Here is a 20,935-nt window from a genome sequence, read left to right on the forward strand (position 1 = left end):
GTCGCGGTTTTCGGCAAAGATCATGCTCAAAAGCGGAAAAACTAGCGCATGCGCAGGATTGCGCCCGATCGCGCCGGTTTGCTCTCCATAATCGGCGAGGTTTTCCGCGAACACGGCTATGAAGGGGCGAGCGTGACGCGGATCGGCGCGGCGACCGGCTTAGGCAAAGGCAGCCTTTACCACTTCTTCCCCGGCGGCAAGGAAGAGATGGCGGCGGCTGTCATTGCCCATATAGATGGCTGGTTCGAGGAGAATGTCTTCGTGCCGCTGCAGGACCATGCTGACCCACACGCCGGCATCGAGCGCATGCTGAAGGCGACCGACAGCTATTTCCGCTCAGGCCGTCGGGTCTGCCTGATCGGCGCCATTGCGCTGGACGAATCGCGCGATCTCTTCGCCAAGGCGATCAAAAGCTATTTTGGCCGCTGGGTAGCGCATCTTGCCGAGGCGCTGACTCGTGTCGGACACAGCCCGGCCAAAGCAGACGAACTCGCCGAAGAAACGGTCGGCGCCATCCAGGGCGCGCTCACGCTGGCGCGCGCCTTCGACGACACCGCAGTGTTTTCGCGCGCGTTGCGACGGGCGCGGGCGGCGCTCGGCTAGAGTGCTACAAGGGCTCGAAGCGGAAAGCCGTCTCGGTTCGAAAAACCCGGCCGACGCCGGGCGAATCAAGATGCGCGCCGGCAACGTAGCAGTCGTTGTTGGCCGCAAGCGCCAGCATTTGCAACCGGCTTGCCCTCGCCTGCTGCTGGTCTGCGTCGAATTCCCACGTGATCTCGGGTCGATCGAATTGAAGCGACGGCACATGTACGATGTCGCCCCAGATCAACAGTGTTTCGCCTGCGCTCACAACGCGAAAGCAAGTGTGGCCGGCTTCATGGCCAGCGGAGCCGATCGTATCGATGTCAGCGCTGACGCGCTGTCCAGCATCGAGAGGCTGGGCGCGATCGTGGAAGCGTTCCAGCCTCGCCACGTCGCGAAACATGCCGAGCTCAGCGCGCGGGACAAGCAGGCGAGAGAGCTGCGGGAAGCCGTCGCCACCATCGGCAAGGATGAGCCCGTGTATATGGTCGAGATGGGTGTGGGTGAAAGCAACAGTCCGAATCCGGTCGGTGGCGATCTTCGCCTCGCGCAGCGCCTCGGGCAGGTGCCCCATTGTCGGGTGCCAGGCGTTCGAAGCCCCTGTGTCGATCAGCGTGATGTCGTCGCCGTCATCGATGGCGAAGGCGTTGACCGACAGCCTGAGCGCACCGTCGACGAGCGGTACATGCGAGGGCAGGTTGTCACCGAATGTCCGGTCTCCGGGCTGGCGCAGCCGCCTGATTGGCATGTCGACGTAACCGTCGCGCAGCGACGTGACCGTCATGGCTCCGACTCTATACGCCGTATGATGATACCCGGCCGAAACCCGTTCCAATCTAGATCATCTCCAGCCCGCGCTTGCGCGTCGGCGGTGGAAAGGCGCGGTCGAGTTCGGCGAGGTCTTCGGCCGCCAGCTCGATGTCGAGCGCGGCAAAATTCTGGCGGACATGCTCCTGGCTACTCGCCTTCGGGATGGCGATGACACCGGGCTGCGCCATCACCCAGGCAAGCGCGATCTGTGCTGCCGTGGCGTTGTGGCGGGCGGCGATGGTTTCCAGCCTGGAATTGCGCGCCAGCGCGCCCTGCTCGACCGGCGAATAGGCCATCAGCGGGATGCCGCGCTGCCGGCTCCACGGTGCGAGATCGAATTCGGGGCCGCGCCGCGACAGATTGTAGAGTACCTGGTTGGTCTGGACATGATCTCCAGACGACAGGCCGGTCAGCTCCTCCATTTCGTCGGTGTCGAAATTGCTGACGCCCCAGTGACAGATCTTGCCGGCCTTCTTCAACGCCTCGAAAGCGTCGACCGTTTCGCCTAGAGGCACACTGCCCGGCCAATGCAGGAGATAGAGATCGATGCGGTCGGTGCGCAGGCGCTTCAAGCTGTTTTCGCAGGCCCGCGCCACGCCGGCGCGCGAGGCATTGGACGGCAATACCTTGGAGACAAGAAAGAGTTCGTCGCGACGCCCGGCAATGGCTTCCGCCACCACCTCCTCGGCGCCGCCGCTGGCATACATTTCAGCGGTGTCGATCAACGTCATGCCGAGGTCCAGCCCGAGCTTCAGGGCATTGACCTCCGCGGCGCGGCGGCGGGAATCTTCGCCCATCTTCCATGTGCCCTGTCCCAGCACCTGGACGGCCTCGCCCGAAGGCAGCGTGGTGGCTCTTATCGTCGATGGCATGTGGGCTCCTGGCGCCGTGTAATCGATGTGAATGGCATCACAACCACGGAGAGAAATCCAGAATGGATCTCTCCGGCATGGCCGTTGCTGCCTTACTTCGCCGGATGGGCGGCGAGCCAGGCCTGCATCTTGGCGATCTCGGCTTCCTGCGCGGCGATGACATCTTCGGCCAGCTTGCGGATTTCGGGATCCTTGCCATTGGCGAGTTCCACCTTGGCCATGTCGATCGCGCCCCGATGATGCGGGATCATGCCGCGCACGAAATCGACATCGGCATTGCCGGAATATTCGATCATCATGTCGGTGTGCATCTTGTCCATCGCCGCCTTGTAGCCGTCGGTCGAAGGACCTTGCGCGCCCATCGCGCCCATGTCGTGTTTCATCTCTTCGGATTGCGCCGGGACGCTTTCGAGGAAAACGGCAAGCAGCATTCCCGCCGCCATCATCAAAAGCACGATTTTCTTAGCCAAGGTCATCCATGATCTCCTGTTGATTGAAATTCGTATCTGGGGGCTTTGCTCAGAGTTTCAACGTCCGCAGCCGCAATGCGTTGGCGATGACCGAAACCGAAGACAGGCTCATGGCCGCCGCCGCCAGCATCGGCGACAAAAGCGTGCCGGTGAGCGGATAGAGCACGCCGGCGGCAACCGGCACGCCAAGCACATTGTACAGGAAGGCGAAAAACAGATTCTGGCGGATGTTGCGGATCGTCCCCTGTGCGAGCGTTCGCGCCCTGACGATGCCGTTGAGATCGCCCTTGACCAGCGTAATGCCGGCGCTCTCGACAGCGACATCGGCGCCGGTGCCCATGGCGATGCCGACATCGGCGCTGGCCAGGGCCGGCGCGTCGTTGACGCCGTCGCCGGCCATGGCGATGCCGGCACCTTTCGCACGCAACTCCTCGACAAGGGCTGCTTTTTGTTCCGGCAGAAGGCCGGCGCGCACCTCGTCAATGCCAAGGCTTTTGGCGATGGCGCGCGCCGTGCGTTCATTGTCGCCGGTCGCCATGATGATCCGCAAGCCTCTGTCGTGCAGCGCCCTGATCGCCTCGGCTGTCGTTGCCTTGACCGGATCGGCGACCGCGACAATGCCGGCCAGTCTTTTGTCCACCGCAACGAACATCGCCGTCTTGCCTTCTGCCTGCAGCGCCTCGGCCCTGGCCGACAGGGAAGCGGTGTCGATGCCGACATCGGCCATCATGGCGGCGTTGCCGAGCGAAACCTTCCTGCCAGACACCGTGCCGGATACGCCCTTGCCGGTGACGGCGTCGAAGCCGCCGGCCTCAACGAGTGTCAGGCCGCGTTCGCCGGCGCCGCCGACAATGGCCTCGGCCAGCGGATGCTCCGAGCCTTTTTCCAGGCCGGCGGCGAGCGCCAGCAATACATTCTCAGACAGGCCTTCGGCAGCGACGACATCGGTCAAGCGAGGCTTGCCTTCGGTCAAGGTGCCGGTCTTGTCGACGATCAACGTGTCGACGGAAGCGAAGCGCTCAAGCGCGGCCGCGTCCTTGATCAGCACGCCCGCGTGCGCCCCGCGCCCGGTGGCGGTCATGATCGACATCGGCGTCGCCAGGCCGAGCGCGCAGGGGCAGGCGATGATCAGCACCGAGACCGCCGAGACGATGGCAAAGATCAAGCTGGGTTCGGGACCGAGGATCGCCCAGGCGACAAAGGCCGCGAGCGCGACCAGCACGACGGCCGGCACGAAGTAGAAGGAGACGCGATCGGCCAGACCTTGAATCGGCGCGCGCGAACGCTGCGCCTTTGCGACCAGCTCGACGATGCGCGAAAGCGTCGTTTCGGAGCCGACCTTTTCGGCGCGCATGATCAGCGAACCGTTCTTGTTGAGCGTGCCGCCGGTCAAGGCATCGCCTTTCGTTTTTTCGACCGGCAGCGGCTCGCCCGAGATCATCGATTCGTCGATGGAGGAACGGCCTTCCGTTACGATGCCGTCGACCGGCACGGCGTCGCCTGGACGGAGGCGCAGGTGGTCGCCGGTCTTGACCGCATCGAGCGGCACGTCGGTCTCGGAGCCGTCCTCCCCGATCAGCCTTGCCGTCTTCGGCGCCAGGTCGAGCAGCGCACGGATGGCCGAGCCGGTCTTTTCGCGCGCCCGCAATTCGAGCACCTGACCGAGGAATACCAGCGCGACGATGACGGAAGCTGCCTCGAAATAGACCGGGACGGTGCCGCCATGGCCACGGAACTGATGCGGAAAGATGTTGGGAAACAGCGTGGCGACGACACTGTAGAGGTAGGCCGCACCCACACCGAGCGAGATCAGCGTCCACATGTTGGGGCTGCGGTTGACCAGCGACTCCCAGCCGCGATGGAAGAACGGGAATGCCGCCCACAGCACGACGGGGCTCGCCAGCGCCAGTTCCAGCCACACCATCGTCCGCCCGTCGACAAACGCCTGGAACGTCAGGCCGAGCATCGGCGCCATGGCAACGATCAGCAGCGGCACGGACAGCACCGCGCTGACCCAGAACCGTCTGGTGAAGTCTACCAGTTCGGGGTTCGGGCCCTCATCGCCAGTGGGAACGCCCATCGGCTCAAGCGCCATGCCGCAGATCGGGCAGGAGCCGGGCTTGTCTCTTATCACTTCGGGGTGCATCGGGCAGGTGTATTGCGTGCCTTTCGGCACCGGCGACGCCGCCGGCCTGTCGCCGAGATATTTTTGTGGCTCGGCCTCGAACTTCGCCTGGCAGCCGGCCGAGCAGAAATAGAAACCCTGGCCTTCGTGGCGGAAAAAATGCCTGGCGGTAGCGCGGTCGACACTCATGCCACAGACGGGGTCGGTGGCGGTCAGGTATTTTTCGGGCCCGGCGACGAATTTCGTACGGCAACCCTCGCTGCAGAAGTGAAAGAGACGGCCGCCATGCTCGGCCGTCGGCTTGCCCGCGGCCGGATCGACGCTCATGCCGCAGACCGGATCGCGCACCACGGCTTCGGCGGCCGGCTCAGCAGCCTTTGCCGCACAACAGCTGCCATCGGCCGCGTGCGCGTGGTGGTGATGCTCGGAATGCGCCATCGAAAAGTGCCTTATATCTGTCTGGGTGAGGAGGTAGTGCTTCCAGTAACTGGAAGGTCAAGGGGCGATTTCCACTTTTCGATCGTGGCCGTCATCGCGCACATCGAGGGAAAATCGCTTACGCAACTTTGTTCCCATGCTATGGACGCGCGTCCCACTGCATCGATCCCACCCAAATGAAATGCCTGATTATCAATCTCGATCGGTCCCGCGATCGCCTCGCCCATGTAACGGCGGAGTTCGCGCGCATCGGCATCGCCTTCGAGCGGGTCGCCGCCATCGATGCGCGAGATCGGCCGGATCTGGCCGAAATGCCGCAGGGCAAGAAGCATTTGCGCCTGGCCGACGCCGAGATCGCCTGCCTGCTCAGCCACCAACAGTGTTGGTCGATGATCGCTGCAGGTGAGGATGCTTACGCGGCGATTTTCGAGGACGATGTCGTTTTCCCGGACAAAGCCGGTGCTTTGCTTGCCGATGCGGGCTGGATTCCCGCTGATGCGGACATCGTCAAGTTGGAAACGTTCTTCAACCGAACCGTAATTTCACGGAAGCAAGTCGCCTGCGGCCACGGTTTTTCCGCGAGCAGACTGCACGGGCTCCATATCGGTACGGCGGGATACATCCTGTCCAGACAGGCCGCGCGGGACCTTCTTGCGGCAACGAATGAGATCAGCATTCCCGTCGATCACCTCATCTTCAATCCGCGTTTTGCGACCTCGTCCGACAAGGTCATTTACCAACTCGTCCCAGCATTGTGCCTGCAGGCACAATTCCTCGGCGACAGTCCGGTGAGATTGCCAAGCCTGCTCAAGCAGGAGCGAACAGAGGAATGGGTGGCAAGCGGGATAGGTAAACGGCGCCCCAGGCCAATCACCGCCAAGGTAAGGATCGAGACCAGGCGGTTGACGCGGCAGATCGCCGATCTCTTCCGGCTCCGGCGCGAGATGATCATCCCTTTCTGGTATCGCGGCCGACGCGTCCGTCCGCCCCATACACAGCGCCGTGAAAACGCGCTATAGACGCCGCGCAAAGGCGAGGCCCACCGGCAATCCATGGCAAAAATCTCCCTCAAGCTCGACGCGCTGATCGACAGCGAGGCTTTGCGCCGCGACATGACGGCGCTGATCTCGGCGGCCAGCGGCATCGAGCCCGGCGCGCGCGTCGGCGCGCTCCGGCTGCTGAAGGATCGGCTGACCGAGGGCCGCAAGGTTGCCGAGCGCATGCTGATGGACGATGGCAGCGGCACGGCCTGCGCCGCCCGGCTGTCGCATCTGATGGACGAGATCATCCGCGCCCTCTACGAGTTCGCCGCGACCCACGTCTACCGGGTGAAAAGCCCCTCGACCGCAGAGCGCATGGCGGTCGTTGCCGTCGGCGGCTATGGCCGCGGCACGCTGGCGCCGGGCTCCGACATCGACCTGTTGTTCCTGCTGCCCTACAAGCAGACGCCGTGGGGCGAACAGATCGTCGAATATATGCTCTATATGCTGTGGGACCTCGGGTTGAAGGTTGGCCACGCCACCCGCAACATCGACGAGTGTCTCAGGCTATCGCGCAGCGATATCACCATCCGCACCACGATCCTGGAAGCGCGGTTCCTGTGGGGCGAACAGAAGCTCTTCGACGAATTGCTCACCCGCTTCGACCATGAAGTGGTGCGCACCACCGGACCGGAATATGTGCAGGCCAAGCTCGCCGAACGCGACGATCGCCATGCCAAGGCCGGCGAAAGCCGCTATCTGGTCGAGCCCAACGTCAAGGACGGCAAGGGCGGCCTGCGCGATTTGCAGACGCTGTTCTGGATCGCCAAGTATTTTTATCGCGTGCGCACCGGCGAGGAATTGGTCGAGAAAGGTGTCTTCACCGAGGCCGAGTACCGCGAATTCCAGAAGGCCGAAGACTTCCTGTGGGCGGTGCGCTGCCACATGCATTTCCTCACCGGCAAGCCAGAGGAACGGCTGCATTTCGATATCCAGCGCGAGATTGCCGAACGTCTCGGCTACACCACCCATCCCGGTCTGTCGGCGGTCGAGCGCTTCATGAAGCATTACTTCCTCGTCGCCAAGGATGTCGGCGACCTCACCCGCATCTTCTGCGCCGCGCTCGAGGAAGAGCAGGCCAAGCATGTGCCCGGCTTCAACCGCATCTTCCTCACCTTCCAGCGCCGCAAGCGCAAGCTGGCAGGCACGTCGGACTTCATTGTCGACAATCACCGCATCAACGTCGCCGACGACAGCGTGTTCGAGCGCGACCCGGTCAATCTGCTCAGGCTGTTCTGGTTCGCCGACAAGCACGGGCTGGAGTTCCATCCCGATGCGCTGAAGCTGCTCACCCGCTCGCTCGGTCTGGTCAACAAGTCGCTGCGGCGCGACGAGGAGGCCAACCGGCTGTTCCTCGACATCCTGACCTCGGACCGCAATGCCGAGCTTAATTTGCGGCGCATGAACGAGGCCGGCCTGCTCGGCAGGCTGATCCCCGATTTCGGCAGAATAGTCGCCATGATGCAGTTCTCGATGTACCACCACTATACGGTGGACGAGCACCTGATCCGCTGCATCGGCGTCTTGGCCGAGATCGAGCGCGGCGACGGCGAAAAGGTGCATCCGCTCTCGCACACGCTGATGCCGGGGCTAGAGAAGAGCCGCGAGGCGCTCTATGTCGCGGTGCTGCTGCACGACATCGCCAAGGGCCGGCCGGAGGATCACTCAGAGGCCGGCGCCCGGATCGCGCGCCGCATCTGCCCGCATATGGGGCTGTCGGCGGCCGACACCGAGACAGTCGCCTGGCTGGTCGAGAACCATCTGGTGATGTCGATGACGGCGCAGACGCGCGACCTCAACGACCGCAAGACGATCGAGGATTTCGCCTCGATCGTGCAATCGGTTGAGCGGCTAAAAATGCTGTTGATCCTGACCGTCTGCGACATCAGGGGTGTCGGGCCGGGCGTGTGGAACGGCTGGAAGGGCCAGCTCCTGCGCACGCTCTACTACGAGACCGAACTGCTTTTGACCGGCGGCTTCTCGGAAGTGTCGCGCGCCAAGCGGACGGCGGCGGCGCGCGAGCGGCTGGCCGAGGCGCTGGCCGATTGGCCGGACAAGGCCCGCAAGCGCTATGTCGGCCTGCATTACGAGAACTATCTGCTGACGGTCGACCTCCCCGATCAGCTGCGCCATGCCGAATTCATTCGCGAAGCCGACGCGGCAGGCAAGAAGCTCGCCACCGTGGTCAGGACCCACCAATTCGAGGCGGTGACCGAGATCACCGTGCTGGCGCAGGACCATCCGCGCCTGCTTTCGGTTATTGCCGGCGCCTGTGCCGGCGCCGGCGGCAACATCGTCGACGCGCAGATCTTCACCACGTCCGACGGCCGCGCGCTGGACATCATCCTGATCTCACGGGAATTCGACCGCGATGAAGATGAGCGCCGTCGCGCCGAGCGCGTCGGCCGGCTGATCGAGGACGTGCTGTCGGGCAAGAGCTGGCTGCCGGAGATGATCGAGAAGCGCACCCGGCCGCGGCGCGGCGCCAAGGTGTTCAAGATTCCGCCGCGCGCCGAAATCCGCAACACGCTGTCGAACCGGTTTTCGGTGATCGAGGTCGAGGGACTGGACCGGCCTGGGCTGTTGTCGGAAATCACCAGTGCGTTGTCCGATCTCTCGCTCGACATCGCCTCGGCTCACATCACCACCTTCGGCGAGAAGGTGATCGACACTTTCTATGTCACCGACCTTACGGGGCAGAAGATCGACAACCCGGCACGCACCGCCACCATCCACGCCAGGCTGATCGCGGCGCTTGAAGGCGTTGTCCCAGAGCGCGGCGGCAAGGCCAAGGCGGCGGCCGAGTGACCATCACTTTGTCCCAATCACCCCCTTTGTCCCAATCATCCAGGCAATCTCCCCGCGCATGAGCCTCGTCAAGAAATTCGCCACGGTTGCGTCCGGCACGCTGATGAGCCGCGCCCTTGGCTTTGGCCGCGAAATGCTGATGGCGGCCGCACTCGGCACCGGGCCGGTGGCGGACGCCTTCAACGCCGCCTTTCAGTTTCCCAACACGTTTCGCCGGCTGTTTGCCGAAGGCGCCTTCAACGCCGCTTTCGTGCCGCTGTTTGCCAAGGAGATCGAGACTCACGGCACCGACGGCGCCAAGCGCTTTTCGGAGGAAGTGTTCGGCGTCCTGTTCACCGCACTTCTGGCGCTGACCATCGTCATGGAATTGGCGATGCCGCTGATCGTGCGCTATCTCGTGGCGCCGGGCTTTGCCGACACGCCGGGCAAATTCGAGACGACCGTCCTGCTGGCGACGATCATGTTCCCGTATCTCATCTGCATGTCGCTCGCAGCCATGATGGCCGGCATGCTGAATTCGCTGCGCCGCTATTTCGCGGCTGCCGTGGCGCCCGCATTCCTCAACATCATCCTGATTAGCGTGCTCGGCTACGCCTGGTACCACGGCATGGATGCCCGTGAGGTCGGTTTCAGCCTGTCCTGGGGCGTGCTGGCGGCGGGGCTGGTACAGCTCGCCATTGTCTGGGTGGCTGTGCGCAATGCCGGCATCGCCATCGGTTTTCGCCGGCCGAAGATGACGCCCAACGTCAAGCGCCTGCTGATCCTGGCGCTGCCGGCGGCGATCACCGGCGGCATCACCCAGATCAACCAGCTGATCGGCACGGCGATCGCGTCGGCGCAGGACAGCGCCGTGTCCTCGCTTGCTTACGCCGACCGCATCTACCAGCTGCCGCTCGGCGTCGTCGGCGTTGCCGTCGCCATCGTGCTGTTGCCGGAGCTGTCGCGGGCGCTGAAATCGGGCAATCTGGTCGAGGCGGCCAATCTGCAGAACCGCTCGGTCGAGTTCACGCTGTTCATGACCTTGCCGGCGGCGGCGGCCCTTTGGGTAATGGCGGAGCCGATCGTGCGGCTGGTCTATGAGCGCGGCGCCTTCGCCGCCAACGGCTCGACGCCGACCGTGGCCGCGATCCTGGCGATTTTCGGCCTCGGCCTGCCGGCCTTCGTGCTGATCAAGGCCTTCACTCCCGGCTATTTCGCCCGCGAGGATACGCGCACGCCGATGATGTTCGCCGCCATTTCGGTCGGCGTGAACGTGATCACGGCACTGACGCTGTTCCCGAGCATGGGCGCGCCCGGCATTGCGGTGGCCTCGGCCGTGGCCGGCTGGGTCAACGCTGTGATGCTGCTCGCCGTGCTGATCCGACGCGGCCATTGGGGCCGCGACGTGCCATTGCTGAAGCGCATTCCGCGCCTGGTGCTGTCGGCTGCGGTGATGGCGGTGGCGCTCTATTTCGCCGAGCACTGGCTGGCCGTCAGGCTCGGCCCCGGCTCGCCACTGGTGATCAAGGCCGTGACGCTTCTCTCATTGGTAGCCGGCGGGGCGCTGCTCTACTTCGTCACGGCTTTCGCCACCGGCGGCGCCGATTTCGGAATGATCCGGCGCAATGTGAAACGCGGCTCGGGCAAGGCAGCGGCGCCAGCGCCAAAGGCCGATCTGGACGAATAGTCCGGGCGAGCTAACAGCAACATCGGTCTTGATCCTCTCCGCCCCTTCGTCCATAAGCGCGCCGTCGCAAGACTTTCGCCGCGCGTGGTTTCCAGCCGCGTGATTGGCTCCGAAAAGTCTGCAACTTTTCGGAATCACGCTTATACGGCCCTCCACAAGCCATGAGGAACCCATGACCGCCTTCAAACAGCTCGTCTTTTCCGGGGTACAGCCGACCGGCAATCTGCATCTCGGCAACTATCTCGGCGCCATCAAGAAATTCGTCGCCCTGCAGGACACGTCAGACTGCATCTATTGCGTCGTCGACCTGCATTCGCTGACGGCACAACTCGTCCATGACGACCTCGCCGACCAGACCCGCTCGATTACCGCGGCCTTCCTTGCCTCCGGCATCGACCCGAAGAAGCACATCGTCTTCAACCAGTCGCGGGTGATGCAGCATGCCGAGCTTGCCTGGATCTTCAATTGCGTGGCGCGCATCGGCTGGATGAACAAGATGACGCAGTTCAAGGACAAGGCCGGCAAGGACCGCGAGAACGCCTCGCTGGGCCTGCTTGCCTATCCCTCGCTGATGGCGGCCGACATCCTGCTCTACCGCGCGACCCATGTGCCGGTGGGCGAGGACCAAAAGCAGCATCTGGAGCTGACCCGCGACATCGCGCAAAAGTTCAATAATGATTTTTCGAGCCGCATCGCCAGTCTTGGCGTCGGCGTCGAGATGCAGGTTGGCGAGGAGACGGTAAACGGGTTCTTCCCGATAACCGAACCGGTGATCGGCGGGCCGGCGGCGCGCATCATGAGCCTGCGCGACGGTTCGAAGAAAATGTCGAAGTCGGACCCGTCCGACCTGTCGCGCATCAATTTGACCGACGATGCCGACACCATCTCGAAGAAGATCCGCAAGGCCAAGACCGACCCGGAAGCGTTGCCAAGCGAAGTCGACGGACTGGAAAGCCGCCCGGAAGCGGAAAACCTGGTCGGCATCTATGCCGGGCTGGCCGAGATGTCGAAGGCGGACGTGCTGAAGGAATTCGGCGGCCAGCAGTTTTCCGTGTTCAAGCCGGCGCTCGCCGACCTTGCCGTGGAAAAACTGGCGCCGATCGCCGGCGAGATGCGCCGTATCGAGGGCGACCGCGCCTATGTCGACGCGGTGCTGAGAGACGGCGGCGAACGCGCCGGCGCGCTGGCTGAGACCACCATGAAGACGGTACGCGACATTATCGGCCTGTTGCAGGGCTGATCCTACCGTCAGTGCACCGCACCATTCTGGCCCAAGGCCGGCGGCTTGCCGCCGGTCTGTCGCGGTGGCAGATTGCGGCCGAAAACATCGAGTAGATAGACATGGTCTCCAAACGCCTCAGTCGCGAAGCCGGCCATCGCAGGAAATTCCTGACGATCATCGACGACACGCCGGAGTGCGAGCGCGCCGTCGCGTACGCCTCCAAGCGGGCGCAGAGCACCAGCGGCACGCTGGTGCTGCTCTACATCATCACACCGGACGACTTTCAGCACTGGCTGGGCGTCGAGAAGATCATGCGCGAGGAAGCCAACGCCACGGCGCGCGCGGCACTCGACGGCTACGCCAACAAGGTGCGCCAGAAGCTCGGCATCGAGCCCGAGATGGTGGTGCGCGAAGGCAAGCCGACCGAAGAGATCCACAAGCTGATCGAGGAAGACCAGGACATCGCCATCCTGGTGCTGGCGGCAGGTGCCGGCAAGGAAGGACCTGGGCCGCTGGTCGGGGCTGTTGCCGGCAAGGGCGCCGCCTTCCCTATTCCCGTCACAGTGGTGCCGCAGAACCTTTCCGACGAGGAGATCGACAGCCTCGCATAGAGAGTGATGCCGGAAAGTGTGAAGCGGTTCGGATAACATCACGATCCTGGATTTATAGCCCGCGCGGGATTCATCCCCAGCCAGCAAAGACATTCCGCCAGCCAGCCGTTTTGAGCGACGCGTTTCGCTTGAATGTCCAGCAGATTGAGCCTATTTAGAACTATTCCAAACTAGCTGCCCGACTGGGGCACGGAGACGGCCATGTTCATCCAGACCGAATCGACGCCGAACCCGGCAACGCTGAAGTTCCTGCCCGGCAAGGAAGTCCTTGTTGAAGGCACCGCCGATTTCCGCGACGCCGACAGTGCAGCCAGCGCCTCGCCGCTGGCCGGCCGGCTGTTCGAGATCCCCGGCGTGACCGGCGTCTTCTTCGGCTATGACTTCATCACCGTGACCAAGGACGGCCCGGACTGGCAGCACCTGAAGCCGGCGATCCTGGGCGCCATCATGGAGCATTTCATGTCGGGCGCGCCCGTGATGGTCAACGCCGGCCCCGCCGCCGAGACCAGCCAGACCGGCGAATTCTACGACAAGGCTGACGAGCAACTGGTCATCACCATCAAGGAACTGCTCGACACCAGGGTGCGCCCGGCGGTTGCCCAGGATGGCGGCGACATCACCTTCCGCGGCTTCGAGAACGGCACCGTGTTCCTGCACATGAAGGGCGCCTGCGCCGGCTGCCCGTCCTCGACGGCGACGCTGAAGCACGGCATCCAGAACCTGCTCCGCCACTTCGTGCCGGAAGTACAGCAGGTCGAGCAGGTCTCCTAAGACCCCTTCACGCATTCGAGCGAGCAACAAAAAACCGGGCCAGATTGCCCGGTTTTCTGTTTTGGACGTCCGTTGTTGCCTAGACGGTCCGCGTACGAAGGGTAACGCCTACTTTGACCATGATCTTCCCGAAAACCGGTTCCACTTTTCGCTTTCGTGGACCTCGGTTCCGGATCATGGTCCTACATCACGATGACCTTGGCGCCGACCGACGTGCGGTCGTAGAGGTCGATGATGTCCTGGTTCATCAGCCGGATGCAGCCTGACGACATCGCCTTGCCGATCGAATTCCATTCCGGACTGCCGTGCAGGCGGTAGCCCATATCACCGCCCTTGTTGAACAGATACATGGCGCGCGCGCCGAGCGGGTTCTTCAGGCCCGGCTCCATGCCGCTCGCGAACTTCGCTAGCTCCGGCTGGCGCTGGATCATCTGCCGCGGCGGCGTCCAGGTCGGCCATTCGCGCTTCAGCGCGATATGGGCGGTCCCGTGCCATTCAAAGCCTTCGCGGCCGACGCCGATGCCGTAGCGGATCGCCCGGCCGTCGCCTTCGACGAAGTAGAGAAACTTGTTCTGAGTATCGACGACAATGGTGCCCGGCTTTTCCGAGGTGTCGTAGTTTACCTCTTGCCGGTGGTACTTCAGCGGCACCCTCTCGATCGGGATGCGCGGCAGTTGGTAGCCTGCATCGTTCACCGAACCGTAGTTGTTGGTGAACAGCTGAGAGCCGATCGTGCTGCAACCCGAGATCGCGGCCGACAACGCAAGTGCGGCGACGATTGCAAATGACTTCATGCGCATGAAATGGTCCGATGCCCCACCAAGATGTCGCGACACGTTACGGCCGCTTTTCCTGAAATCATTCATGCTGGCATTTGCTTTGCTTGCCAAGCGCGCGATGCCTATATGCAGGAGCTTACGTGCCGGTAAGCCGGCAACTATGGCATTTCGGCAACAGGACTCACGGGATTGTGAAGGAAAAACAATGGTCGGTCCTGTCGGATAGCCTAGAATCAGGGAACCACATCGAGGAATAACAATGAATGTAGGCGATGCCGCGGCGCGGTCCGGCCTGCCGGCCAAGACCATCCGCTACTATGAAGAGATCGGCCTGATCGCCCCGGCGCGCGCCGGCAATGGCTATCGCGATTATTCCAGCGACGACATCCATCGGCTAGCCTTCCTGCGCCGCGCTCGCAACCTCGGCTTTTCAATCGACGATTGCCGGCAGCTGATGGCGCTCTACCGGGACCGCAGCCGCGCCAGCCACGATGTGCGCGAGATCGCCGCCGCCCATGTCAGCGCCATCGAGGAAAAGGTGCGCGAGCTGCAGTCGATGCGCACGACCTTGCAGACGCTGATCCAGGCCTGCCATGGTGACGACCGGCCGGATTGCCCGATTTTGGATGACATTGCGGGGGCTGCGCTGCTCGAGAACAGGCCGGCTTCGGCCATATAGGTAGTATCTCGACTGACTAAAATACGGGAACGTCCAAGGGACAAGAACGGAACCAAAGCGGTTACATCAGACCTTTGCGTTCCCGGCGCAAGACTTTAGTCCGGCCGCCTTATAGCTAAGAACGGAAGTTGATCGGCGGACGCAGGGGCGTTCCGGAGCAATACCAGACCGCGCCGATACAGATATGGTGCGATCGCGGAAGGCGCTCGGATCAAGTCGTAGCCTCGGTTCTGTCAACCGTATAATTGCCGCCATTCCCCTACGGCTGGGTAGCGCTCGTGAGCAGTGGGTCATCTAGCTCTGCCTTTGTCTTCAGGACGGCATCAACGAGGGAACCGAACTCCTCGACGCTGAATGTGTAACTATCCTGGACCGCTCCCATATGGCTGAGGCGGAAGCGTACGAATTTCCGGTTTTCGGCTGGGATGCGCTTCACCAGAAACATGAATGAATAGGGACCCGCGATCGCTGAGTACCGGCGCAACTCTTCGGTCGCGGGGAAAAGCCGGTTGATGAATCCCAAAAACCCCATGGTGTCTCCCCTCGTGCCAAGGACCGTGCTTCTTATCATTGCGAGAGAAAATTCGCCTATGGTTTGTCAATCATACATCGCCATGGCACACAGGGTTCAAACCGTGAACAAAATCTGGCATGGTGGCTGCCATGCCGATCATTTCGCCGATTCCCCTCAATCCCCTCATCGACGGCCGCCAGTCCGAACGCGCCATGCTGGTGCGGCGCGGCGTGCAGAGGCTGTTGATGCAAATGGGCATGCATGTGCTGCCCGAACTGTCGCTGGCCACCGGGCGGCGCGCCGACCTTGTGGCGCTGACCAGGCAGGGCGACATCTGGATCATCGAGATCAAATCCTCGATCGAGGATTTTCGCGTCGACCGCAAATGGCCTGATTACCGGCTGCACTCCGACCGCTTCTTCTTCGCCACGCATCCCGGCGTGCCCTCGGATATTTTTCCGGAGGAATGCGGCTTCATCCTGTCCGACGGCTACGGCGCCGAGATTTTGCGCGAGGCGCCCGAGCACCGCATGGCCGCAGCAACGCGCAAGGCGCTGATGCTGCGCATTGCACGGGCGGGTGCGGCGCGGCTGCTGGCGGCGGAGCTGGCGGGTGTGGCGGTGCCGGCGCTGGCGGGGGAGAGCGAGTAGACGAAGCTCAAGTTCCTCGCCCCACGAAGTGGGGCGAGGAACCCAAGAACACCTACTCCACCTCTTCCTCCGCCCCCGCAGCTGGCGCCACCAACAGCACGGTTGCCCCCAGCAGCGCTGCAACGAACGAGCCCGCCAGGATGCCGACCTTGACGGCGTCCTGCAGCGCCATGTCGTTGGCAAAGGCAAGCAGGCCGATGAACAGGCTCATGGTGAAGCCGATGCCGCAGAGCAGCGAAATGCCGATCATGTGCAGCCAGCCGGCATTGACCGGCAGGTCGGCGAAGCCGAGCCGGATGGCAAGCGCGGACGAGCCGAAGACGCCGGCCAGCTTCCCCAGCACCAGGCCGGCGGCAACGCCGAGCGTCAGCGGCTCGACCAGGACTGCGGCGCTGAGGCCGGCCAGCGACACGCCGGCATTGGCAAAGCCGAAGATCGGGATGACGACGAAGGGCACGATCTTGTGCAGGCCGTGTTCGAGCCGGTGCAACGGCGAATGGTTGAGATCGTGGCCGCTATCGGCAGAGATTTTCAGCGGAATGGTGAGAGCCAGCGCGACGCCGGCCAGCGTGGCATGCACGCCCGATTTCAGAACCAGCACCCACAGCACGGCGCCGAGCACGAGGTAGGGCGTCAGCCTCGTCACCCGCATGCGGTTGAGCACGATGAGCACCACGATGACGGCGAAGGCCGCACCGAGATAGGCCAGCGATAGGCCGCTTGTGTAGAAGATGGCGATGATGATGACGGCGCCGAGATCGTCGATGATGGCGAGCGCGGTGAGAAAGATCTTGAGCGACGCCGGCACGCGGTTGCCGAGCAGCGACAGCACGCCGAGCGCAAAGGCGATGTCGGTGGCGGTCGGGATCGCCCAGCCGGAGAGCGCGGCGGCGTTGTTGCGGTTGATGGCGACATAGACGAGTGCGGGAACCAGCATGCCGCCGGCGGCGGCGACGCCCGGCAGCACGCGGCGCGGCCAGGTCGAGAGCTGACCGTCGAGCATCTCGCGCTTGATCTCGAGGCCGACCAGCAGGAAGAACACCGCCATCAGCCCATCATTGATCCAGTGCGACACGCTGAGCGGGCCGAGATAGGCGTGGAGAGCGGCGAAATAGGTTTCGGCCAATGGTGAATTGGCGACGATCAGCGCAAGGGCTGCCGCAACCATCAGGATGATGCCGCCCGCCGCCTCGCCGTCGAGGAATTCGCGAAGGATGGATTTCGGCTGCTTGTCGCGCATCTGTGCTCCGTTGCCGGGTTTTCCGGCGGCGTTATTGCCGATGATGGGCAAAGGTCGATGGCACGGCAAGCGCAACTGTTTCCAGCGTTGGCGCCGCCCTCATTGTCCTGCCGGACGTTCGTCATTCGAAAAGCCAAGCAGTTGGCTTTTCGTCCGCTTCGCGGACCATTCCTCAACTCCCCACATAGCGACGGGGAGAAAGAGGCAGTGTCCGAACCGGATAGATAGGTAACAGAATGGACCGATAGCATGGGTGACAGTTTTCTCCTTCGCCGGGAGGACCGGCGATGGTTTGACGAGAGACTGGCATCATGGACGAGCGGCTACGGTTTGTTGTGGAGTGTCTTGCTGGGGATGAGACGATGGTTGCGCTTTGTGCGGCCTACGGGATCTCACGCAAGAACGGCTACAAATGGCTCGGACGTTATCGGGAGTTCGGCCCGGAAGGTTTGCACGACCTGCCGCGAGCACCGCTCAATCAAGGCCGGGCGACAGCTCAGGACCTAGTTGAGCGGATTGTGGCGGCCAAGGAGCTGCATCCGCTCTGGGGTCCAAAGAAGATCGTGGCACGGCTCAGGCGCACGGCTCCCGAGTTCATGTGGCCTTCAGCCTCGACGGTCGGCGCGATCCTTGCGCGGCATGGGCTTGTCCGCGCCCGCAAGCGACCCCGCCTGCGGGCCTGCGGCAATGGACCCTGGCCACAGCCGCAAGAACCGAACGCGGTGTGGACTGGCGATCACAAGGGCTGGTTCCGGACCCGCGACGGCTGGCGTTGCGAACCCTTGACGGTGATGGATGCGTCGAGCCGCTATCTTCTGGCGCTCGAAGCGACGGGGTCGACGGCCGATAGCGAAGCCTGGCCGGTGTTTGAGCGGCTGTTTTAAGAGCATGGCCTGCCGGATCGCTTCAGAAGCGACAATGGCCCGCCCTTCGCATCGGCCGGCGTCACCGGGCTGACGCCGCTTGTCGTGCGCTTCATCAAGCTCGGCATCACCCTGGAGCGGATCGCACCCGGCAGGCCACAGCAGAACGGACGTCACGAGCGCTTTCACCTGACCATGCTGCCGATGGCCGAGGCACCGGAAGCCGACCGAACGGCACAGGGCCAGGCCTTCGAGACCTTCCGCCACAGCTACAATGAGGAACGTCCCCATGAGGCGCTGGGCATGGATACGCCCGCCCAGCACTACCGGTCCTCACAGCGCGCCATGCCCAGGACACTACCCGAGCCCGTCTATCCGGCCGAGGCCTCGGTCCGCCGCGTGCGCCACAATGGCGAGATCCGATGGAATGGCGGCTTCATATATGTCTCGCAAGCGCTGGCGGGCGAACCGGTCGCTGCGTTGGAGACCGAAGACGGACAATGGACACTCTCATTCCATGCCCACCCGCTCGGCATCATCGACACACGCCGCATGAAGCTTGTCCGCCGCATAGGGGGAGAGAAGTGTCACCTATGTATCCGGTTCAAAGTGTTACCCATCTATCGACTGGACAGCAGCTTCAGCCTCGCCGTCGTCTCCTGCAACGCCGGCGATTGGCGAAACCGGCGATGAGAGCGCCCCTCTCCCCCGTCTCTATACGGGGAGAGGATGCCGGCAGGCAGGTGAGGGGCAGCGCTGAGGTTCGGCAATTGGCGGCCGGCGCCACCGGCGCGTGAACCTCAGCGTGGTGCGCGCTTGGCGAGTATGCGCTGCAGCGTGCGGCGATGCATGTTGAGCCGGCGCGCGGTTTCCGACACGTTGCGGTCGCACATTTCGTAGACGCGCTGGATGTGTTCCCAGCGCACGCGGTCGGCCGACATCGGATTTTCCGGGGGGGCGGCGCGCTCGCCGGCGGTGCGGGTGAGCGCTGCAAACACGTCGTCGGCGTCAGCCGGCTTCGACAGATAGTCGATGGCGCCGAGCTTCACCGCGGTCACCGCGGTGGCGATGTTGCCGTAGCCGGTGAGGATGACGGTGCGGGCATCGTCGCGCTTCTCGCGGATGGCGGCGACGACGTCGAGGCCGTTGCCGTCGCCAAGCCGCATGTCGACCACCGCATAGGCCGGCGGGTGGGCGCGCGCCTTGGCCACTGCCTCCTCGACGCTCTCGGCCGTCTCGACCACGAAACCCCTGGTTTCCATGGCGCGGGCCAGCCGCGTCAGGAACGGCTTGTCGTCGTCGACGATGAGCAGCGAGGTGTCCTCGCCTTCGACCATTGCGCCAATTGCTTCTTCGCCAGTCATTATCTCAAAAAATCCTGCTGCCTTAATTTTACGCAGATATAGTTCCTGAACGCCATTGTCCAATTTTGCCGCCTCCGCCAAGGCTTTTACGCGGTGTCGAACATCGAGATCCCCACCGATTCCGGGTTGAGGAAGACCGTGCGCGGCCACGATATCTGCACGATCGCGCCTTCGCCCAGTCCGCTCGAATTGCGGAAATCGAGCGTGGCGCCGGAGCGTTCGAGCAAGGTCTTGGCGATGAACAGCCCGAGACCCAGGCCACCGCCAGCCTCGTTGCCCTGGCGTGTCGACATATAGGGCTCGCCGATGCGATCGATGATTTCGGGGGGAAAGCCCGGCCCGTCATCGATGATCGAGAAGGTGACGTCGAGTTCGTCCCAGCTCCATCGCACCGTCACACTGTTGCGGGCGAAGTCGACGGCGTTCTCGACCAGATTGCCGAGGCCGTAGATGACGCCGGGGTTGCGCCGTCCCACCGGTTCGGGGCCGACGCGCTCGCCCGGCCGAAGCTTGATCGAGATGCCGAAATCGCGGTGCGGCGCGGTCACCTCCTCGACCAGCGAGGTCAGCGGCAGACGCGACAGATGCGCCTCGCCCTCGGAGGACAGGCTGGTCAGCCGCTTCAGGATCTCGCGGCAGCGCTCGCTCTGCGACCGCAGAAGTTTGACGTCCTCACCGTATTTTGGGTCGTCGCCAAGTGCCTTTTCCATCTCCTTGGAGACAAGGGCGATGGTGGCGAGCGGCGTGCCGAGTTCGTGCGCGGCGGCGGCGGCAAGCCCATCCAGAGCCGACAGATGCTGCTCGCGCTGCAACACCAGTTCGGTGGCGGCAAGCGCATTGGCGAGCAGGCGGGCTTCCTCGGCAACGCGGAAGGCATAGATGGCAGTGAAGGCGATCGAGGAAAACACCGCCATCCATATGCCGGCGACATAGATGAATGGCATGGGCAGAGGCGCGCCCTCATACCATGGCAGCGGCTGGTGGAAGAAGACCAGCAACGTGGCCGCCGCCATGACCAGCGCGCCGAGCACCGCAGTCAGCCGCAGCGGCAGCGAGGCCGCCGAGATGACGACGGGCACGGTCATCAGCACCGAGAACGGGTTGGTGAGGCCGCCAGTCAAATAGAGCAGGCCGGCAAGCTGCAGGCTGTCGAAGGTCAGGATGAAAAAGGCTGAGAACGGGGTCAGCCGGTGCGCTGCCGGATAGCGGAAGGTCAGCACCAGGTTGAGCCAGGCCGAGCAGGCGACCAGCGCGAAGCAGAGGCTGACCGGCAGCGGGAATTTGAGCCCATAGGCGACGACCAGCACCGCCAGGCTCTGGCCCACGATGGCCAGCCAGCGCAGCCGGATCAGCGTGTTGAGGCGCAGCCGCTGGCTTTGCTGGAAGTCTGGCGCGTGCACGATGTTGATCATGGCCAAGGATTATAGCCGG

At 63.4% G+C, this 20,935-nt stretch carries 18 protein-coding genes and 1 pseudogene; 10 read left to right on the plus strand and 9 right to left on the minus strand.

Annotation, left to right across the window (positions count from 1 at the left end; translation table 11 throughout):
* Positions 1-48: 48 nt before the first annotated feature.
* Positions 49-603, plus strand: a complete 555-nt coding sequence (locus tag NLY43_RS15575) for a TetR/AcrR family transcriptional regulator (RefSeq protein ID WP_023712863.1) — start codon at positions 49-51, stop codon at positions 601-603.
* 4 nt (positions 604-607) lie between these two features.
* Here the strand turns inward: NLY43_RS15575 and NLY43_RS15580 are convergent, their stop codons facing one another.
* From NLY43_RS15580 to NLY43_RS15595, 4 genes are all read right to left on the minus strand, one after another.
* Positions 608-1,366 (minus strand): MBL fold metallo-hydrolase, encoded by a 759-nt coding sequence (locus NLY43_RS15580; protein WP_023698948.1) that lies wholly within the window; start codon positions 1,364-1,366, stop codon positions 608-610.
* Between the two features lie 52 nt (positions 1,367-1,418).
* Positions 1,419-2,264, minus strand: a complete 846-nt coding sequence (locus tag NLY43_RS15585; RefSeq protein ID WP_023712864.1) for an aldo/keto reductase — start codon at positions 2,262-2,264, stop codon at positions 1,419-1,421.
* A 92-nt stretch (positions 2,265-2,356) separates the two neighbouring features.
* Positions 2,357-2,740, minus strand: a complete 384-nt coding sequence (gene copM, locus NLY43_RS15590; RefSeq protein WP_023685134.1) for a CopM family metallochaperone — start codon at positions 2,738-2,740, stop codon at positions 2,357-2,359.
* A gap of 43 nt (positions 2,741-2,783) precedes the next feature.
* Positions 2,784-5,297 (minus strand): heavy metal translocating P-type ATPase, encoded by a 2,514-nt coding sequence (locus NLY43_RS15595; protein ID WP_023712865.1) that lies wholly within the window; start codon positions 5,295-5,297, stop codon positions 2,784-2,786.
* Between the two features lie 176 nt (positions 5,298-5,473).
* Here NLY43_RS15595 and NLY43_RS15600 point away from each other — a divergent pair, with 176 nt between their 5' ends.
* The 6 genes from NLY43_RS15600 (at position 5,474) to NLY43_RS15625 (ending at position 13,415) form a co-directional block, all read left to right on the plus strand.
* Positions 5,474-6,316, plus strand: a complete 843-nt coding sequence (locus NLY43_RS15600) for a glycosyltransferase family 25 protein (protein ID WP_023685136.1) — start codon at positions 5,474-5,476, stop codon at positions 6,314-6,316.
* 33 nt (positions 6,317-6,349) lie between these two features.
* Positions 6,350-9,145, plus strand: a complete 2,796-nt coding sequence (locus NLY43_RS15605) for a [protein-PII] uridylyltransferase (protein WP_023690023.1) — start codon at positions 6,350-6,352, stop codon at positions 9,143-9,145.
* Between the two features lie 58 nt (positions 9,146-9,203).
* Positions 9,204-10,811: a murein biosynthesis integral membrane protein MurJ gene (gene murJ, locus NLY43_RS15610; protein WP_023712866.1), complete on the plus strand. Its 1,608-nt coding sequence runs from the start codon at positions 9,204-9,206 to the stop codon at positions 10,809-10,811.
* A 172-nt stretch (positions 10,812-10,983) separates the two neighbouring features.
* The gene (trpS, locus tag NLY43_RS15615; protein ID WP_023672858.1) at positions 10,984-12,051 is read left to right on the plus strand and encodes a tryptophan--tRNA ligase; all 1,068 of its coding nucleotides are present in this window, start codon (positions 10,984-10,986) and stop codon (positions 12,049-12,051) included.
* A gap of 101 nt (positions 12,052-12,152) precedes the next feature.
* Entirely contained in the window at positions 12,153-12,644 is a 492-nt protein-coding gene (locus NLY43_RS15620; RefSeq protein WP_023672856.1) for a universal stress protein, read from the plus strand.
* 201 nt (positions 12,645-12,845) lie between these two features.
* Positions 12,846-13,415 (plus strand): NifU family protein, encoded by a 570-nt coding sequence (locus NLY43_RS15625; protein ID WP_023685140.1) that lies wholly within the window; start codon positions 12,846-12,848, stop codon positions 13,413-13,415.
* A gap of 182 nt (positions 13,416-13,597) precedes the next feature.
* Here the strand turns inward: NLY43_RS15625 and NLY43_RS15630 are convergent, their stop codons facing one another.
* Positions 13,598-14,215, minus strand: coding sequence for a L,D-transpeptidase (locus NLY43_RS15630; protein WP_023692663.1), 618 nt, complete (start codon positions 14,213-14,215; stop codon positions 13,598-13,600).
* A 238-nt stretch (positions 14,216-14,453) separates the two neighbouring features.
* On the opposite strand from NLY43_RS15630, the gene cueR reads away from it, so the two are divergent.
* Positions 14,454-14,873 (plus strand): Cu(I)-responsive transcriptional regulator, encoded by a 420-nt coding sequence (cueR, locus tag NLY43_RS15635; protein WP_023703112.1) that lies wholly within the window; start codon positions 14,454-14,456, stop codon positions 14,871-14,873.
* A gap of 259 nt (positions 14,874-15,132) precedes the next feature.
* On the opposite strand, the gene NLY43_RS15640 is transcribed toward cueR, so the two are convergent.
* Positions 15,133-15,405, minus strand: a complete 273-nt coding sequence (locus NLY43_RS15640) for a hypothetical protein (RefSeq protein WP_156935500.1) — start codon at positions 15,403-15,405, stop codon at positions 15,133-15,135.
* 131 nt (positions 15,406-15,536) lie between these two features.
* On the opposite strand from NLY43_RS15640, the gene NLY43_RS15645 reads away from it, so the two are divergent.
* Complete coding sequence (locus NLY43_RS15645) at positions 15,537-16,037, plus strand: MmcB family DNA repair protein (RefSeq protein ID WP_023713558.1); 501 nt, start codon at positions 15,537-15,539, stop codon at positions 16,035-16,037.
* 52 nt (positions 16,038-16,089) lie between these two features.
* Here the strand turns inward: NLY43_RS15645 and nhaA are convergent, their stop codons facing one another.
* Entirely contained in the window at positions 16,090-17,277 is a 1,188-nt protein-coding gene (nhaA, locus tag NLY43_RS15650; RefSeq protein WP_023713557.1) for a Na+/H+ antiporter NhaA, read from the minus strand.
* A gap of 311 nt (positions 17,278-17,588) precedes the next feature.
* Here nhaA and NLY43_RS32830 point away from each other — a divergent pair.
* A pseudogene (locus tag NLY43_RS32830) lies at positions 17,589-18,707 on the plus strand (integrase core domain-containing protein); the annotation flags it as partial.
* 233 nt (positions 18,708-18,940) lie between these two features.
* Here the strand turns inward: NLY43_RS32830 and NLY43_RS15665 are convergent.
* Together NLY43_RS15665 and NLY43_RS15670 are read right to left on the minus strand one after the other, a co-directional pair.
* The gene (locus tag NLY43_RS15665) at positions 18,941-19,504 is read right to left on the minus strand and encodes an ActR/PrrA/RegA family redox response regulator transcription factor (protein ID WP_023672848.1); all 564 of its coding nucleotides are present in this window, start codon (positions 19,502-19,504) and stop codon (positions 18,941-18,943) included.
* Positions 19,505-19,590: 86 nt separating this feature from the next.
* A complete protein-coding gene (locus NLY43_RS15670) occupies positions 19,591-20,916 on the minus strand; it encodes an ActS/PrrB/RegB family redox-sensitive histidine kinase (RefSeq protein WP_023690015.1) in 1,326 nt (441 codons plus the stop codon).
* Positions 20,917-20,935: the final 19 nt, after the last annotated feature.

The organism is Mesorhizobium sp. C416B, assembly GCF_030323165.1.
Taxonomy (GTDB): Bacteria; Pseudomonadota; Alphaproteobacteria; order Rhizobiales; family Rhizobiaceae; genus Mesorhizobium.

Coding starts and splice junctions, on each gene's coding strand:
- NLY43_RS15575 (WP_023712863.1), top strand. CDS start 49: ATGCGCAGGATTGCGCCCGATCGCGCCGGTTTGCTCTCCATAATCGGC.
- NLY43_RS15580 (WP_023698948.1), bottom strand. CDS start 1,366: ATGACGGTCACGTCGCTGCGCGACGGTTACGTCGACATGCCAATCAGG.
- NLY43_RS15585 (WP_023712864.1), bottom strand. CDS start 2,264: ATGCCATCGACGATAAGAGCCACCACGCTGCCTTCGGGCGAGGCCGTC.
- copM (WP_023685134.1), bottom strand. CDS start 2,740: ATGACCTTGGCTAAGAAAATCGTGCTTTTGATGATGGCGGCGGGAATG.
- NLY43_RS15595 (WP_023712865.1), bottom strand. CDS start 5,297: ATGGCGCATTCCGAGCATCACCACCACGCGCACGCGGCCGATGGCAGC.
- NLY43_RS15600 (WP_023685136.1), top strand. CDS start 5,474: ATGAAATGCCTGATTATCAATCTCGATCGGTCCCGCGATCGCCTCGCC.
- NLY43_RS15605 (WP_023690023.1), top strand. CDS start 6,350: ATGGCAAAAATCTCCCTCAAGCTCGACGCGCTGATCGACAGCGAGGCT.
- murJ (WP_023712866.1), top strand. CDS start 9,204: ATGAGCCTCGTCAAGAAATTCGCCACGGTTGCGTCCGGCACGCTGATG.
- trpS (WP_023672858.1), top strand. CDS start 10,984: ATGACCGCCTTCAAACAGCTCGTCTTTTCCGGGGTACAGCCGACCGGC.
- NLY43_RS15620 (WP_023672856.1), top strand. CDS start 12,153: ATGGTCTCCAAACGCCTCAGTCGCGAAGCCGGCCATCGCAGGAAATTC.
- NLY43_RS15625 (WP_023685140.1), top strand. CDS start 12,846: ATGTTCATCCAGACCGAATCGACGCCGAACCCGGCAACGCTGAAGTTC.
- NLY43_RS15630 (WP_023692663.1), bottom strand. CDS start 14,215: ATGCGCATGAAGTCATTTGCAATCGTCGCCGCACTTGCGTTGTCGGCC.
- cueR (WP_023703112.1), top strand. CDS start 14,454: ATGAATGTAGGCGATGCCGCGGCGCGGTCCGGCCTGCCGGCCAAGACC.
- NLY43_RS15640 (WP_156935500.1), bottom strand. CDS start 15,405: ATGGGGTTTTTGGGATTCATCAACCGGCTTTTCCCCGCGACCGAAGAG.
- NLY43_RS15645 (WP_023713558.1), top strand. CDS start 15,537: ATGCCGATCATTTCGCCGATTCCCCTCAATCCCCTCATCGACGGCCGC.
- nhaA (WP_023713557.1), bottom strand. CDS start 17,277: ATGCGCGACAAGCAGCCGAAATCCATCCTTCGCGAATTCCTCGACGGC.
- NLY43_RS15665 (WP_023672848.1), bottom strand. CDS start 19,504: ATGACTGGCGAAGAAGCAATTGGCGCAATGGTCGAAGGCGAGGACACC.
- NLY43_RS15670 (WP_023690015.1), bottom strand. CDS start 20,916: ATGATCAACATCGTGCACGCGCCAGACTTCCAGCAAAGCCAGCGGCTG.